Consider the following 15,364-nt stretch of genomic DNA (forward strand, 5'->3'; position numbering starts at 1 on the left):
GTGGCTTAAGGCGCCATTTTTGCTCGATTTTGTGCGTTTTCCACGGTCCGTCGGCGAAAAATCTGAGTGTTGTTTGCAGGTTACAGATATGCCCCAGCGTGGAACGTTTGTCCGCCGATTGTGTGCAATTTTGAACATTGGTAGATTTTTTTTCTAAATGATCAAATAATTGACGTGCCCGTCAATTGATTACGTAAATGATCCATTAGCTCACTTTCCAATCGCGTCCGATCACGAAGTTGCCATCTTCGGCAATCGCTTGCACAGTCTGCCATCAAAAATTGCCTCAGTGGGGGAGACACATTGGCATCGCGTATGGCATCAGCAAGCATTCTGTCGCTTGCTCTATTTTCAACTCTGGTTCAGCCGTCCTTCGCTGGGGGCCTGGATCGTGGTGGCTACAACATCGATCAGTTGTTCGATGCGTCGCAGTTCTCGATTCAGTCGGGCGTGATCTATGTCATGCCGCAGCGCAAGCTGAAGGACGCGAAGGATACCAACCCGGCGGACGGATCAGGCAGCAACGGTTTCGGTGCCGGATCGACCACTGCTGATGACACCGAGAATTTCGCCATTCCGTACGGCGGAATCAAGGGCGGTTATGGCGACGTCGATTGCTTGCTCGACTATTCCGAGCCTTTTGGAGCACACACCAATCCGGGTGCAAATTGGGTCGGCGCCCAAAACAACATCGAAACAGAAATCAAGACACGCAACTACGCTGCGACCTGTTCGTATAAATTTGATGTCGGTCCGGGCCAGCTTCGGGTCATCGGCGGCACCTTCTATCAGGAAGTTGAAGGTTTCAAGGAGCGCTACGTCGTCAATCCCGCTTTGCTGGGTGGTACCGGCACAGGTATCGGTCGACTGGATCTGGAGGATCAGGGCTGGGGCTGGCGCGCAGGCGTAGCCTACGAAATTCCGGAATATGCGCTTCGCGCCAGCTTGGTCTATAACAGCCGCGTCAAATACGACAACCTGACCGGCACGGTTGATCTGACACAGGTCACCGGAGCGGTAGCACCATACAACACGGCGCCTTATGGCACGGTAACGAATGTGTTTGGGGCCGCCGAGGCGCCGGATTCGCTCGAGCTGAAGCTGCAAAGCGGTATCGCGCCTGACTGGCTAGCCTTTGGCTCGGTCAAGTGGACAAACTGGAGCGTGCTTCAGTCGATCGCGTTGTGCCCGACCTCGACCAGAAGCATCAAGTGCACGCCCGGAGGCGCAACCGAGCTCACCTCGCTCGACCTCCTCTATCGCGATGGATGGACGGTCACGGGTGGTGTTGGTCATAAATTCAATGACCAGTGGAGCGGTGCGGTAAGTCTGACCTGGGATCGCGGCACCAGCCATGGCTACGGTGCGCAAACCGACAGCTGGACCCTCGGCGTCGGAGCTGCCTACAGCCCGACGGAGAACATCGAGTGGCGGGTCGCCGGCGCACTTGGCATCCTCACCAGCGGCTCCTCGGGCGCCATCACCCAGAACGGGATCACCTATGGTGATGACGTGTCTTACTCCTTCGGCAATGATTTGATTGCTGCTGTCTCGACCAGCATCAAGGTCAAGTTCTGAACCTCGAAGATGACCTCAAGATCAGCCCGGCAAATCGCCGGGCTTTTTCTTTGTGTATGGACTGTTAAGCATGGTGTTTCCGCGTCTCATTTTGTGACGATTCAGCAACAGTTTTTTACCACCATTCGCGTAAGATGCGCTTCGGGGCAAATTGTCCATTTCCCGCCACAAACGAGGCGCAGCGGTAAGCTCGGGCGAGGGAATGACAGGCATAAGGTGCGCGTAAAGAGTAAGATGGGTCGGTTTTCATTCAGTGCAGGCAAGGCAGGCGGGAAGTACGGTAAAGTTGATGCCGCTGCTGTCGCATTGCTTTTGCTGCAGGACGATCCAGCCAAAAAGCTTCGCTCGTGCGCACCGCGTTCCAGTCTTTCCTCCTATCCATTTTCCGGGATGTTGCCGGCGCCGGAATCGGCTTCCGGTAACAACGACTCAGGTTTTGTCACAATTGGTGACTACCTATGTTTTGAAGGCGGCAGGTCGCACAGCGACGCCACGGAAATGAGCTTGTTGGCATCGCAGGAATGCCGCGCCGGGGAACGGGCGGATGAGGGCGATGCGCAGAAAATTGCAGCTCCAGAAATGGAGCGGGGCTGGATGCGACGCGGGCAAAGGGGTCTTCGAACCCGCCGCGGGATCGCTCGCCGGGAGGAATACGTCCGTGGCTCGACGAGCTTGCGGAATGGAAGCGAAAGAAACCGAGTGACATGCTGACGTTTGAGTTCAGATCTCTCAGAGTGGTGCTTGCGGGGCTTTCCGTCGCCTGTTTCGCGGCGGTGGCCTGTCCAGCGAGTGCATTCGACATCAAGTCGGGTGTCACAAAGGAATCCGGTCCCTTCGATCTCTTCAAGTTCGGCTTCAAGGCCTATAAGAATGGTCAGAAGGAAGAGGCGGTCGAAGCTTACAAATACGCCGCCGAAAAAGGACATACCGGCTCGCGCTGGGCGCTCGCCAACATGTATGCCGATGGCGACGGTGTCGCGCAGAACGATTTCGAGGCATTCAAGATCTACAGCGAAATCGCGCAGCAGGGCGTCGAACCCGGTTCCGAGGACACAGGCTTCTTCGTCAACGCCTTGCTCTCGCTCGCTGGCTACTACAAGCACGGTATTCCGGGAAGCCCCGTCAAGACGGATCTGAGCCAGGCGCGTCAGCTCTATTTCCAGGTCGCCTCGACGTTCGGCGTGCCTGAGGCGCAGTTCCAGCTCGCGCAGATGATGCTTGCGGGTGAGGGCGGCAGCACCAGCACCCAGCAGGCCAAGAAATGGCTCAACCAGGCGCGCAAGAGCGGCCATCCCGGTGCCATGTCGGTCTTCGGCAACATTCTCTTCCAGGAAGGCCAGACCGCCAATGGCCTCGCTTTGATGACCGCGGCGCTCGATCGCTGCAAGCCGAAGGATTGCGGCTGGATGGAGTCGCTGCAGGAGCAGGCCTTCTCGGTAGCAAGCGAAAACGATCGCCGTTCGGCCATCTCGTTGTCGCACAAGATCGCGACAACGACAGAATAGCTTAGCTCGCGTTCAGCGCTGCTGACAAACCCGCTTAATCTGCGAAATCGAAATAGGCGACGACCGGCACGTGGTCCGAGGGCTTTTCCCAGGCGCGTACGTGCTTCTCGATAGCTGTCGACGTCATCCGGTCCGCCGCTTCGGGCGACAGCATCAGATGGTCGATGCGGATGCCGTTGTTCTTCTGCCAGGCGCCAGCCTGATAATCCCAGAAGGTATAGGCGGGAACAGCGTCGGTGGTCGCGCGCACGGCGTCGACCAGGCCAAGGCCTTGGAACTTGCGGAACGCTTCGCGGGTCTGGGGCAAGAACAGGGCGTCATTCTCCCACACCTTCGGATCGAAGCAGTCGTGCGGCTCGGGAATGACGTTGTAGTCGCCGGCGAAAATCAGGATCTCTTCATAGGCGAGGCGTTCGCTGGCGAATTTGTGCAACCGCTCCATCCACGCCAGCTTGTAGGTGTATTTCTCGGTCTCTACAGGATTGCCGTTCGGCAGATACAGGCAGCAGACGCGTGCCACGCGGTTGCCGGGCAGCGAGAACACGGCCTCGATGAAGCGCGACTGCTCATCCAGGGGATCGCCGGGAAGACCCCGACTCACTTCGTCGGGCTTCGATTTGGAAAGAATGGCAACGCCGTTGAAGCCTTTCTGGCCGTGCGTCTCGACGTGGTAGCCCAGGGCCTCGATCTCCAGTCTCGGAAATCCTTCGTCGATCGTCTTTATCTCCTGCAGGCAAACGATATCGGGATTAGAATCCCGCAGCCACTGCGTGAGATTGTCGATGCGCGCCTTGACGCCGTTGATGTTCCAGGTCGCGATCTTCATGGGGTGTCCTGTTCAGCGTTGAGGCTTTCTTCTATCGCGCTCCTTGGACAAACCACAACATGATAAACCGGCCGGAAGGCGTTCTTCGGCCGGTTCGATGTGGATAGAGCAATGGATCAGATGGAGAAGCTGGTCCCGCAGCCGCAGCTGGCGACAGCATTCGGGTTCTTGATCTGGAAGGATTGGCCAAGCAGGTTGTCGACGAAATCGATCTCCGATCCCGCCATATAGACGAGCGAGAGGCTGTCGATCAGCACCTTGGCGTTGTTTCTTTCGACGATGATATCGTCGTCCTGGACGTTGTCGGCCAGATCGAACTTGTAGGAAAAGCCCGAACAACCGCCGCCTTCGACAGAAACACGCAATGCGCTCTTGCCGGGCTCCGTGCCGACGATCGCTGCGATTCGTTTTGCCGCCGCTTCGGAAAGCGTTACACTTGCATCAGTCATATCTGCTCCTGCCGGGGTCAAGATCCGGAGAGAATAGCGTTTCAGCCAACGTTCAAATGGCTGTTTTCAAAGGCACTTGCGCTTTATATCACGAAAGTGCCGCTTCCGGCAAAGCGGCGAAGAAAGGGCCTCTTTGCCGTTTATGCTCTCTATAGGTATGAAGGGCGCAAAGCGGCGTCAATGGGCGGGTGCCGCAAGATGACGAGTGACGGTGAAGAATGACGATCGACAGGGGTGCTTTAGGTTTCGGCGGTAGTGACAGGGCAGTCTTTGCGGCCGACCCGTGGAAAACGCGCGGGCGGCTTTATCCGGAAAGCTCGAGCCCCACCCGATCCGACTTCCAGCGCGACCGCGACCGCATCGTCCACACGACGGCCTTTCGCCGCTTGAAGCACAAGACACAGGTCTTCATCGCCCAGGATGGCGATCACTACAGGACCCGTCTTACGCACACGATCGAAGTGGCGCAGATCGCGCGCGCATTGGCGAGGGCGCTGAAGCTGGACGAGGATCTGGCCGAGGGCGTGGCGCTCGTTCACGACTTCGGGCACACGCCATTTGGCCACACAGGCGAGGATGCCTTGCACGAGGTGTTGTTGCCGTACGGAGGCTTCGACCACAACGCCCAGTCGCTGCGCATCGTCACCAAGCTCGAGCGCCGCTATGCCGATTTCGACGGCATCAATCTGACCTGGGAAAGCCTCGAAGGGCTCGTCAAGCACAATGGTCCGTTGTTGACCAAGGATGGTGTGGGAACGCGCGGGCCAGTGCCGCAGCCCATCCTGGATTATTGCGAAATCCACGATCTCGAACTCGCTACCTTTGCCAGCCTCGAGGCGCAGGCCGCGGCGATTGCCGACGATATTGCCTATAACACCCACGACATCGACGATGGTCTGCGCTCCGGCTATCTGACGTTCGAGATGCTGGAAGAGATTCCCTTCCTCGCAGGCCTCATGGCCGAGGTGAGGGACCGCTATCCCAATCTGGAGCCCAATCGATTCACGCACGAGATCATGCGCCGCCAGATCACCCGCATGGTCGAGGATGTGATCTCGGTCGCCCAGCAGCGCCTTGTCGAAGTGAACCCGCAGAGCGCCGACGATGTCCGCCAGGCAAGCCAGGTGATCGCGACATTCTCGGTCGGGATGGCTGAAACGGACAAACAGATCAAGGCGATGCTGTTCAAGCGCATCTACCGGCACCCGGAGATCATGCGCATTCGCGCCGGTGCGGCGCAGATCGTGACCGACCTCTTCGGTGCCTACATGGCCAATCCCAAGGAGATGCAGAGCCACTACTGGGTCGATCACATCGCCGGTCTTGCGGAAGCGCCGAAGGCGCGCCATGTCGGCGACTATCTGGCGGGGATGACAGATACTTATGCCATCAGTGCCCACAGGCGATTGTTTGACCATACTCCGGATTTGCGATAGGCAGCGGTCGCCCGGCAAAAGTCGGGCAAATGCCTTGTGGCTCAGCCTATGCATGGAAGAGTGCGATGAACCTTTTTACCGATTTCGAAGCCAGGATTAAAACCGCCCTTGAACAGATCGATCTGGTCAAGGAAAAGCGATCCGAGCTGGATTTCGGCCGTATCACCGTCGAGCCGCCTCGCGACGCGAGCCACGGCGACGTCGCAACCAATGCCGCGATGGTCCTGGCAAAGCCGCTGGGCAGCAATCCGCGCGCTCTGGCGGAAATCATCACCGCCAAGTTGAAGGAAGACGCCGACGTCGCCGACGTTTCGGTTGCAGGCCCTGGTTTCATCAACATCAAGCTTGCCGTCGGCTACTGGCAGCGGCTGCTGGCGTCGATGATCGAGGCAGGTACCGATTATGGCCGTTCGACGCTCGGCGCCGGGAGGAGCGTCAACGTCGAATACGTCTCCGCCAACCCGACAGGGCCGATGCATGTGGGCCATTGCCGTGGCGCCGTTGTCGGCGACGCGCTGGCAAATCTGCTCTCCTTCGCCGGCTTTGACGTCGTGAAGGAGTATTACATCAACGACGCGGGCTCGCAGATCGACGTGCTGGCGCGGTCGGTCTTCCTGCGGTATCGCGAAGCACTTGGCGAGAAGATCGGCGAGATCCCGTCTGGCCTCTATCCGGGCGACTATCTGGTGCCGGTCGGCGAGTCACTGGCGCGTGACTACGGCGTAAAGCTGCACAACATGCCCGAAGATCAATGGATGCCGATCGTCAAGGATCGCACGATCGACGCGATGATGGTGATGATCCGTGAAGATCTGGCGGCGCTCAATGTCCACCATGACGTCTTCTTCTCCGAACGCACGCTGCACGCCCACGGCGCAGCCGCGATTCGTACCGCGATCAACGACCTGACGTTCAAGGGGCATGTCTACAAGGGCACGCTGCCGCCGCCGAAGGGCCAGCTGCCGGAGGATTGGGAAGATCGCGAGCAGACACTGTTCCGTTCGACGGAGGTGGGGGATGACATGGATCGCCCGCTCATCAAGTCGGACGGTTCCTATACGTACTTCGCGGCGGACGTTGCTTATTTCAAGAACAAGTTCGACCGTGGCTTCAACGAGATGATCTACGTTCTCGGCGCCGACCATGGCGGCTACGTCAAGCGCCTGGAAGCGGTTGCTCGGGGCGTCTCGGAAGGCAAGGCTAAGCTCACGGTGTTGCTGTGCCAGCTGGTCAAGCTGTTCCGCGATGGAGAGCCTGTAAAGATGTCGAAGCGCTCTGGCGACTTCGTGACACTGCGCGACGTGGTGGAAGAAGTCGGTCGCGATTCGGTGCGCTTCATGATGCTGTACCGGAAGAGTTCCGAGCCGTTAGACTTCGATTTCGCCAAAGTAACGGAGCAGTCGAAAGATAATCCGGTCTTTTACGTACAGTATGCGCATGCTCGCTGCATGTCGGTCTTCCGGCAGGCGAAGGAGGCATTTCCTGATCTCGACACGTCTCCGGAAGTGCTGGCAAAAGCCGTGTCCGGTATCTCTGATCCCGCGGAATTGCAGCTGGTTGCGAAGATTGCGGAGTTCCCGAGATTGGTCGAGTCCGCGGCCCAGTCGCAGGAGCCGCATCGCGTCGTATTCTACCTCTATGATCTCGCCAGTTCTTTCCATGCGCATTGGAACAAAGGCAAGGATCAGGTAGACTTACGATTTATTAACGATAAGAGCCGAGAATCGAGTATAGCCAGACTTGGACTGGTGTACGCCGTTGCGTCGGTTTTGAAGTCGGGACTTGCAATCGCAGGGACCGCTGCGCCGGAAGAGATGCGGTAGCGTCACCATTTACCCACAATGCGCTGGCACGAAACCTTTGCATTTGCGAGTGGATGAGTATGGCAGATAAACAGCGGGCGTATGACACGCGTAAGAATACGGACCTCTTTGCCGACGACGATCCCTTGGCAGAACTTGCCCGTATCGTCGGCTTCGAGCCTCGAGTGGCGGCCAATACTGTCGCCGACGAGCCTAGGTTGGAGCCTGCCTTCAACCTAGAGGACGAATTGCTGCGCGAATTCGAGCGTTATGACGCTCCCCATGCGCCCGCGGTAATCGATGCCCCTGCTGAGGTCGAATTCGCAGAGGTTGTGTCCCATGTTGAGCCAGCGTTCGAAGTCCCGGTTGCGTCCGAGGAAGTGGAACACGCGGTTTATGCGCAGCCTGAGGCGCGCTCCGTTCTTTCGTCCGCCGATTGGACGTCGGGCGTGCCGCGGGCCGAACCCATTTCCGGTGGTGCTCGGGATCTGATCGAAGAGCTGGAACTGTCGATTGGCGCTGCGCCTTCGCCGGTTCAGCCCGCCAAGGCTCCGCAGTGGTCAGCTGCCAGCATTCGCTTGCCGCTTGCCAACTTCCATCCGGCACGCCGCGAAGAGCAGGCCGCTCCGGTCGCCGTGCCTGTAGCTCCGCCGGCGCCTGTTGCGGCTGCTGAGCCGGTCGCTGTTTCTCCGGCCGCCGAATTCGAAATCCCGGCCGCTGCAGGCTTTCCTGCCGAGATCGATCGCCACGAAGCCTTTGAGGCTCACGAAGTCATTGAGGCTGTTGTCGAAGCACCGGTTGAAGAACCGGTCGTGGATCATGCCGCTTTCGATCTGGCTGCCGCCGCTCGTGACGGCGAAGTTCAGGCGGACGCCGCTCTGACGGAAGCGGAACCGGTCGAAGTCGATGACATCGTCTTCGATATCGATGATCTCCTTGCGGATGTATCTCACTATCCGGTTCCCGAGCGCCAGGTTGCGGCTGAGCAGCAGCAAGCCGTTGCTCCCGCCTTTGTGCCGCCGCCGGCCGCCATCACGCTGCCGACGCCGCCTGCTCGGATGCCTGAGCTAGAAGTCGTTGCTGCCAAGGCTGAACCAGAAGCGGAAGATCCTTTTGCCGGTCATGACTTCGAGCTCGACCTCGAAGGTATCGAACTCGAACTGGCCGACCTCGATTTCGTCGAGCCTGTTGTCGCACGCGAAGTCGAGCAGCCTAAGCCGCAACCCGTTGCGCCGATAGCTGCATTCGAGCCGCGACCGGCACCGATTCCGACGCCTGCTGTCGCGATGCCGGCGCCCGCCTATCAGGCGCCAGCGGCCTATCAGGCACCCGCGCCAGCCTATCAGGCGCCTGCGCCCGCTTATCGCGCACCTGCGCCCGCTCCGGTCACGCCGGTTGCCCCCGCCTTCTCTTCCGACGCGGCCGATGAACTGCCGTTCGATCCTTCGATGATCGCCGATGCCGAGTATCATCCGGAAACCGTCGAAGAGATGCACGTTCCGGCACTGCCGCCTGTCGAAAAACATGAGCCGGTGGCCACTACTTCCGATTTCGATTTTGACGTCGATGCCGAAATCGCCAACCTGCTCGCTCCTGCAAAGCACGCCGAAATGCCGGTGAAAGCGGCTGCGCCAGAATGGCGTCCCCGCGCCAATGTTTCGGTTGCGCCAGCGGCCGTACCGGTCGCCGGTCAGCCGGCTCAAATGCAGGGCTTCGACGAATTCGAACGGGCGCTGGAAGAAGACTTCCGCCGCAGCGTCAACGAGCCGGTGCAGCAGCGTCGCGAGAATATCTCCGAGGTTCAGATCCAGTCGGCAAGTGACGCCGAGGATATGACCCGTGCACGCTCCATGAAGCGCATGCTGGCGGCCGCTGCCGTGATCGTCGTCTTTGGTGGTGCTGCCTATGCCGGCTATTCGTTCCTGGCACGCGATGGCGGCCTCGGCATTTCTTCCGGCGAACCGCGCGTTATTGCGGCGGACAAGGAACCGGTAAAGGTCGTGCCCGAGAACCCGGGCGGCAAGACCGTTCCGAACCAGGACAAGGCCGTCTACGACAGCGTTGGCGGTGCGGCGGCGGAAGCGCCGAAGCAGAAGGCTCTCGTCTCCAGCGATGAACAGCCGGTCGATGTTGTCCAGCGTACGCTGACACCAGAAACGTTGCCTGAAGACAATGACAGCGACACGGCTCTGCCGCCGATGGCAACGCCAGTCGGCGAAACGCAGGATCCACGCTTGCTGCCGACGCATGACGCGACGGATACCGCGGCTGTCGACGACTCAGATGCCGACAAGGCGCCTGCGGTTTCCGCACGCAAGGTCCGCACCATGATCGTCAAGCCTGACGGTACGCTTGTTGCTCGCGACGAGCCGGCTCCTGCGCCGACGGAACCGACTCTGCCGAAGCCGACCACGGTGCAGACGCAGAAGATTCCGGCAGGCAATTCCGCCAGCGGTACGGCTGCAGACTTCCCTGCATCGAGCCAGCTCGCATCGGCTGACATTCGCTCGACGCCGGTAGAGAAGACCACGCCGTCCGCGGCGCAGGTCCCTTCCGAAAACGTATTGGCAAAGGCTGCGGCTGCTACGCCGGAGAACGTTGACCCGCCCGTCCGCGCTGTCACGAGCAAGCCGGCTACCGACACCGCACCGGTTCCCGCAGCACGTCCCGTCGCTGCGGCAGCGGCACCGGCAGTTCCTGTTGCCGCTGCTCCTGTAGCCGAGGCCGCTCCTGCTGTTGAGAAGCCAAAGGATGTCGCCGCTGTTTCTCCGGCGGCAACCCAGCCGAAGACGGCTGCAACAGCGTCGGGCGCCTACGGTGTGCAGATCGCATCGCTTCCTTCCGAGGAAGAGGCAAAGAAGTCCTATGCCAGCCTGTCGAAGAAGTTCGCGAGCGTGCTTAGCGGTCGCAGCTACGAAATCCGCAAGGCTGAGATTGCAGGCAAGGGCACATTCTATCGCGTTCGCATCCCGGCAAGTTCGAAGGACGAAGCCGCAGCGATCTGCGAAAAGTATCGTGCCGCAGGCGGCTCCTGCCTGATCTCGAAGTAACGTTCGAAGAGACCCAGTAAAAAGCGGCGGGCAATTGTCCGCCGCTTTTTTTGTGAATGACGGTTGACGCTGCTCGCAATTCTTGCGGGCAGCTTTATGATTCGGGTATGACCGAATCAAAAGCAATGATCCTGGGCTGCAGCGGCCTTTCCCTCACTCAAGATGAGAAGGCCTTCTACGAGGCCGAGCGCCCCTGGGGCTTCATCCTCTTCGGACGGAATATCTCCGAACCGAACCAGATCAGCGACCTTGTCGCCGAAATGCGGGATAGCGTCGGCTGGCACGCGCCGGTCATGATCGATCAGGAAGGTGGCCGCGTGCAGCGCATCCGTCCGCCGATCCTGCAGCATTATCCTTCCGGGCAGCAGCTCGGCGATCTCTATCGCAAGGACAAGGAAAAGGGGAAGCGCGCCGCCTGGTTGATGTCGCGCCTGCATGCCTTTGATCTTTCGAAATTCGGCATCAATGTCGATTGCTTGCCTGTCCTCGACGTTCCCGTCGAAGGCAGCAGCAACGTCATCGGCAACCGTGCCTATGGTGGCGATCCGACAACCGTGACCGAGATGGGTATGGCGGCAGCCAACGGCATGAAGGCCGGCGGGTTGTTGCCGGTGATGAAGCATATGCCGGGCCATGGTCGCGGTTTTGCAGATTCCCACCACGAATTGCCGGTCGTCGACGTTTCGCGTGACGAACTCGAAGTACACGACTTTCCGCCCTTCATCGCCATGAAGGACGAGCTGATGGCGATGACCTGCCACGTCGTCTTCGCCGCAATCGACCGCGACAATCCGGCGACGACCTCTAAGAAAGTCATCAACGGCGTCATTCGCGAGCGCATCGGTTTCAACGGGCTGTTGCTTTCCGATGATACGTCGATGAACGCGCTTGCCGGCACGATCGGCGAGCGAGCGGCGAATATCATTGCAGGCGGATGCGATATCGTGCTGCATTGCAACGGTCACATGGACGAGATGCAGCAGGTGGTCGCAAACGTGCCGCCGCTGCAGGGCAAGCCGCTGGCGCGTGCTCGGGCCGTGGAGAAAGGGTTCCCGACAGCGGATGCTGCCGAGGAAGCTGCTGTCCGGGCTGAATTCGATGCCATGTTTGCGACAGTCTGATCGCGAAAGGAGCAGGGCGGGGTGAACGCGACAAAGGGGCCTGAACGGCCGAGCGCAGCGGCAACGCCGATGGACAAGCTGTGGCAGGACAACGGCGCCGAGCGTGCGTCTAACGATCCCGCGCTGCTGATCGACGTCGCCGGCTTCGAAGGTCCGCTCGACCTCCTGCTTTATCTGGCCCGCAACCAGAAAGTCGATCTGTCGCGCATCTCGGTTCTGGCGCTCGCCGAACAGTACCTGCAGTTCATCGAAAGCGCGCGGCGCATCCGCATCGAACTGGCTGCGGATTACCTGGTCATGGCGGCGTGGCTGGCCTACCTGAAGTCCCGCTTGCTGATCCCGCAGCAGGTGAAGGACGAGGGGCCCTCCGGCGAGGAGATGGCCGCAGCGCTCGCCTTTCGCCTCAAGCGTTTGGAAGCGATGCGAGAGGCCGCAAGCGGTCTCATCAACCGCAATCGCCTTGGCCGTGACTTCTTCGCGCGCGGGGCGCCGGAGCATATTCCGGATCGCCAGCAGTCCGCTTACGACGCGAGCCTCTATGACCTTCTGACGGCCTATGCGTCGTTGCGCCAGCGACAGGCAGTGACACAGGTTACGATCGCACGCCGCAACGTCTGGTCGCTAACCGACGCCCGTGAGTTGCTCACCCGCCTGATTGGCGAGGTCGTCGACTGGACCGCACTGGAACAGCACCTGCTGCGATACATGGTATCGCCGGAAGACAGGGTGACAGCGATCGCCAGCGCCTTCGCGGCCTCGCTCGAACTCGTGCGCGAAGGCAAGCTCGAAATCCGCCAGGAGGGCGCTTTCGAGCCGATCTACATGCGACGTGGACCAAAACATGCGACACTGCAGGTCGTTGAACAGGAGCGACCGGCTTGACCGATCTGGAAGATCAGGAAATCGAGAGTGAAGACAGCCGTGGCTCAGAAAGCGATAACCGCGCCCATGCCGAAGCTGAGCGCATAGTCGAGGCGTTGGTTTTTGCCTCCGCGCAGCCTGTCTCGGAGGGCTTCATCGCCGACCGCCTGCCGCGCGCCCTGAATGTTCGCAGCATCATGCTGAAGCTGAAGGAGCAATACGCGCACCGCGGCGTCAATCTTGTGCAGGTGGACGATGCCTGGGCCTTTCGAACGGCGGCGGACCTGTCCTTCGTCATTCGTCGCGACGACAACGAGGTCAAGAAGCTTTCGCGTGCAGCGCTGGAAGTGCTTGCGATCATTGGATATCACCAGCCGGTGACGCGCGCCGAAATCGAAGATATCAGAGGCGTTCAGACGTCGCGAGGCACGCTTGACGTTCTGATGGAGGCGGGCTGGGTTCGCTTCCGTGGTCGGCGACGTACGCCGGGCAGGCCGGTCACGCTCGGCACGACGCGGGAGTTTCTCGATCACTTCGGTCTTGAGGAACTGCGCGATCTTCCCGGTCTCGAAGAGTTGAAGGGGGCCGGGCTGCTTTCAGGCCGCATCCCCGCGAACTTTAATATACCGTCTCCTTCCATGAGTGATGAACTGACTGAAGATGAAGATCCGATTACGCAGCTGGATCTTGAGGAGCTCGGCCTCCTGGCACCCGGGGGCTCATCTGAGGAATAGTTCGGTCCGTCTTTGTTTTGCCACGCATGGCGAAAACAATGCTTATCAAAACTTTTCGAATGACAGATGGCTTGTCACCAAGGGCGATCCCGTGACATTAAGCGTCATCCTAGGGGAATTTTGATGTTGGTTTTGGTGTTGGAAATTCTTACATCAACAGACATCGCAACAGGGAGTTAGAGTAATGGGTTCTTTTAGCATGTGGCACTGGCTGATCGTTCTGGTCATCGTGCTGTTGTTGTTCGGTCGTGGCAAGATTCCCGAACTGATGGGCGATGTTGCCAAGGGCATCAAGAGCTTCAAGAAGGGCATGAACGACGACGAGACGCCGGAAACGACTGGCAAGACAGTCGATCACAAGGCCGACGAAACGAAGTAATCACGTCCGGGCAAACGCCGCCCCCGCGTTTCCCGCCCAGGAGCCTTGAATGTTCGATATTGGCTGGACCGAGCTGCTTGTCATCGCGGTCGTACTGATTGTGGTGGTTGGTCCCAAGGATCTGCCGCCGATGCTTCGTGCGTTCGGTAAAATGACGCAGAAAGCCCGAAAGGTCGCCGGTGAGTTTCGCGCCCAGTTCGACGAAGCGCTGCGCGAAGCCGATCTCGATGACGTGCGAAAGACGCTGAGCGACGCTCAGAAGCTCAACCCCGTCAACAGCCTGCGCGAAGCCATGAACCCGCTTCGGCAGATGGGCAACGAGATCAAGGCCGACCTGCAGAAGGCAACGACGGTCGACAACAAGACCGAAGTGCCTCCGAGCGTGATGGCCACTCCGGAGCCGGCGATGAGTCTGCCGGAAACGCCGCCAGTCATGCCAGCACCGACGCCGCAGCCCGCTGCCTCGGCCGAGATGCCCAGCGTTGCTGAAGCAGCAAAGCCGAAGGCTGTTCGCAAGCCGCGCGCCAAGGTCGCGGACAAGGCGGATGCCGTTGCTGCCATCGCGGTCGCACCCGTCGCAGTCGCGCCTGCTGAAAAGCCCAAGCGGGCACCGGCGAAGGCTGCTGCGGCCAAACCTGCCGCGGCAAAGACTGCTACCGCGAAGAAGCCTGCGGTGGTCGCCGCTGATACCACAGCCGCTCCGAAGAAGACGGCAACAAGGAAAAAGAAGGGTGATGCATGAGCGGTGATATCGAAGACAAGCCGCAGCCGTTGATCGAACACCTGATGGAGCTGCGGACGCGGCTGATCTGGTCGATCGGCGCGTTCTTCGTTGCGTTCATCATCTGCTTCATCTTTGCCAAGCACCTCTTCAATGCTCTGGTCTTTCCCTACAAGTGGGCTGTGATCTGGGCGCATCTCGATGTGTCCAAAGCCCAGCTGATCTATACGGCGCCGCAGGAGTTCTTCTTCACCCAGGTGAAGGTAGCCATGTTCGGCGGCCTCGTGATCGCATTCCCGATCATCGCCGCGCAGATCTACAAGTTCGTGGCGCCTGGCCTCTACAAGAACGAACGCGCGGCGTTTCTGCCGTTTCTGATCGCGTCGCCGCTGCTGTTCCTGATGGGCGCGTCGCTCGTCTACTTCTTCTTCACGCCGATGGTCATGTGGTTCTTCCTGACCATGCAGCAGGCGCCTGGGGAAGGTGATGTTGCAATTTCGCTGCTGCCGAAGGTCTCCGAGTATCTCAGCCTCATCATGACGCTGGTCTTCTCGTTCGGCCTGGTGTTCCAGCTGCCGGTCATCACGACGCTGCTGGCTCGCGTCGGGCTGCTGACCTCGGAATGGCTTCGCGAGAAGCGTAAGTTCGCGATCGTGCTCGCCTTCGTCGTGGCCGCGGTGCTGACGCCGCCGGATCCGATGTCCCAGATCGGCCTTGCACTGCCGACCATCATTCTCTACGAGATTTCCATCTACGCGGCGCGACTCGTGGAACGCCAGCGTGCCCGCGAGGCGGTCGAAGAGTCTGACGGATCTGCGGACGTTGCCAAGACGGACAACGTCTGAGCGATCACCGAACACTCTCAATGAGCGCTTCCGAACATCCGGTCGAAGCCCGGTCAG

General features: G+C 59.7%; 14 protein-coding genes. 12 read left to right on the forward strand and 2 right to left on the reverse strand.

Annotated elements, in window-relative coordinates; genetic code table 11:
• The first annotated feature begins 303 nt into the window (after positions 1–303).
• From A6U87_RS26105 to exoR, 3 genes are read left to right on the forward strand one after another with little or no spacing between them, the layout of a single operon-like run.
• Positions 304–1,578, forward strand: a complete 1,275-nt coding sequence (locus tag A6U87_RS26105; RefSeq protein ID WP_065694228.1) for an OmpP1/FadL family transporter — start codon at positions 304–306, stop codon at positions 1,576–1,578.
• A 9-nt stretch (positions 1,579–1,587) separates the two neighbouring features.
• The gene (locus A6U87_RS30000; protein WP_158007301.1) at positions 1,588–2,289 is read left to right on the forward strand and encodes a hypothetical protein; all 702 of its coding nucleotides are present in this window, start codon (positions 1,588–1,590) and stop codon (positions 2,287–2,289) included.
• Complete coding sequence (exoR, locus tag A6U87_RS26110) at positions 2,283–3,083, forward strand: exopolysaccharide production regulator ExoR (protein WP_065694229.1); 801 nt, start codon at positions 2,283–2,285, stop codon at positions 3,081–3,083. Before A6U87_RS30000 ends, exoR begins: the two co-directional genes overlap by 7 nt.
• Positions 3,084–3,117: 34 nt before the next feature.
• Here the strand turns inward: exoR and xth are convergent, their stop codons facing one another.
• On the reverse strand, positions 3,118–3,909 hold the full coding sequence (gene xth, locus A6U87_RS26115) for an exodeoxyribonuclease III (RefSeq protein WP_065694230.1): 792 nt from the start codon (positions 3,907–3,909) through the stop codon (positions 3,118–3,120).
• Between the two features lie 116 nt (positions 3,910–4,025).
• Positions 4,026–4,358 (reverse strand): iron-sulfur cluster insertion protein ErpA, encoded by a 333-nt coding sequence (gene erpA, locus A6U87_RS26120; RefSeq protein ID WP_065694231.1) that lies wholly within the window; start codon positions 4,356–4,358, stop codon positions 4,026–4,028.
• A 218-nt stretch (positions 4,359–4,576) separates the two neighbouring features.
• Here erpA and A6U87_RS26125 point away from each other — a divergent pair, with 218 nt between their 5' ends.
• The 9 genes from A6U87_RS26125 (at position 4,577) to tatC (ending at position 15,307) form a co-directional block, all read left to right on the forward strand.
• Complete coding sequence (locus tag A6U87_RS26125) at positions 4,577–5,794, forward strand: deoxyguanosinetriphosphate triphosphohydrolase (RefSeq protein ID WP_065694232.1); 1,218 nt, start codon at positions 4,577–4,579, stop codon at positions 5,792–5,794.
• Positions 5,795–5,859: 65 nt separating this feature from the next.
• Entirely contained in the window at positions 5,860–7,617 is a 1,758-nt protein-coding gene (argS, locus tag A6U87_RS26130; protein WP_065694233.1) for an arginine--tRNA ligase, read from the forward strand.
• Between the two features lie 59 nt (positions 7,618–7,676).
• Positions 7,677–10,646 (forward strand): SPOR domain-containing protein, encoded by a 2,970-nt coding sequence (locus tag A6U87_RS26135; protein WP_065694234.1) that lies wholly within the window; start codon positions 7,677–7,679, stop codon positions 10,644–10,646.
• A 107-nt stretch (positions 10,647–10,753) separates the two neighbouring features.
• Positions 10,754–11,767, forward strand: a complete 1,014-nt coding sequence (gene nagZ / locus A6U87_RS26140) for a beta-N-acetylhexosaminidase (RefSeq protein WP_065694374.1) — start codon at positions 10,754–10,756, stop codon at positions 11,765–11,767.
• A gap of 21 nt (positions 11,768–11,788) precedes the next feature.
• Positions 11,789–12,649, forward strand: a complete 861-nt coding sequence (locus tag A6U87_RS26145; protein ID WP_141684051.1) for a ScpA family protein — start codon at positions 11,789–11,791, stop codon at positions 12,647–12,649.
• Complete coding sequence (scpB, locus tag A6U87_RS26150) at positions 12,646–13,362, forward strand: SMC-Scp complex subunit ScpB (protein ID WP_065694236.1); 717 nt, start codon at positions 12,646–12,648, stop codon at positions 13,360–13,362. The genes A6U87_RS26145 and scpB overlap by 4 nt, the downstream gene beginning before the upstream one ends.
• A 184-nt stretch (positions 13,363–13,546) precedes the next feature.
• Positions 13,547–13,741, forward strand: coding sequence for a twin-arginine translocase TatA/TatE family subunit (locus A6U87_RS26155; protein ID WP_065694237.1), 195 nt, complete (start codon positions 13,547–13,549; stop codon positions 13,739–13,741).
• Between the two features lie 49 nt (positions 13,742–13,790).
• Positions 13,791–14,483, forward strand: a complete 693-nt coding sequence (gene tatB / locus A6U87_RS26160; protein WP_065694238.1) for a Sec-independent protein translocase protein TatB — start codon at positions 13,791–13,793, stop codon at positions 14,481–14,483.
• Positions 14,480–15,307: a twin-arginine translocase subunit TatC gene (tatC, locus tag A6U87_RS26165; RefSeq protein WP_065694239.1), complete on the forward strand. Its 828-nt coding sequence runs from the start codon at positions 14,480–14,482 to the stop codon at positions 15,305–15,307. Before tatB ends, tatC begins: the two co-directional genes overlap by 4 nt.
• Positions 15,308–15,364 lie beyond the last annotated feature (57 nt).

Origin of the sequence: Rhizobium sp. AC44/96 (assembly GCF_001692185.1) — a bacterium.
GTDB lineage: Bacteria > Pseudomonadota > Alphaproteobacteria > Rhizobiales > Rhizobiaceae > Rhizobium.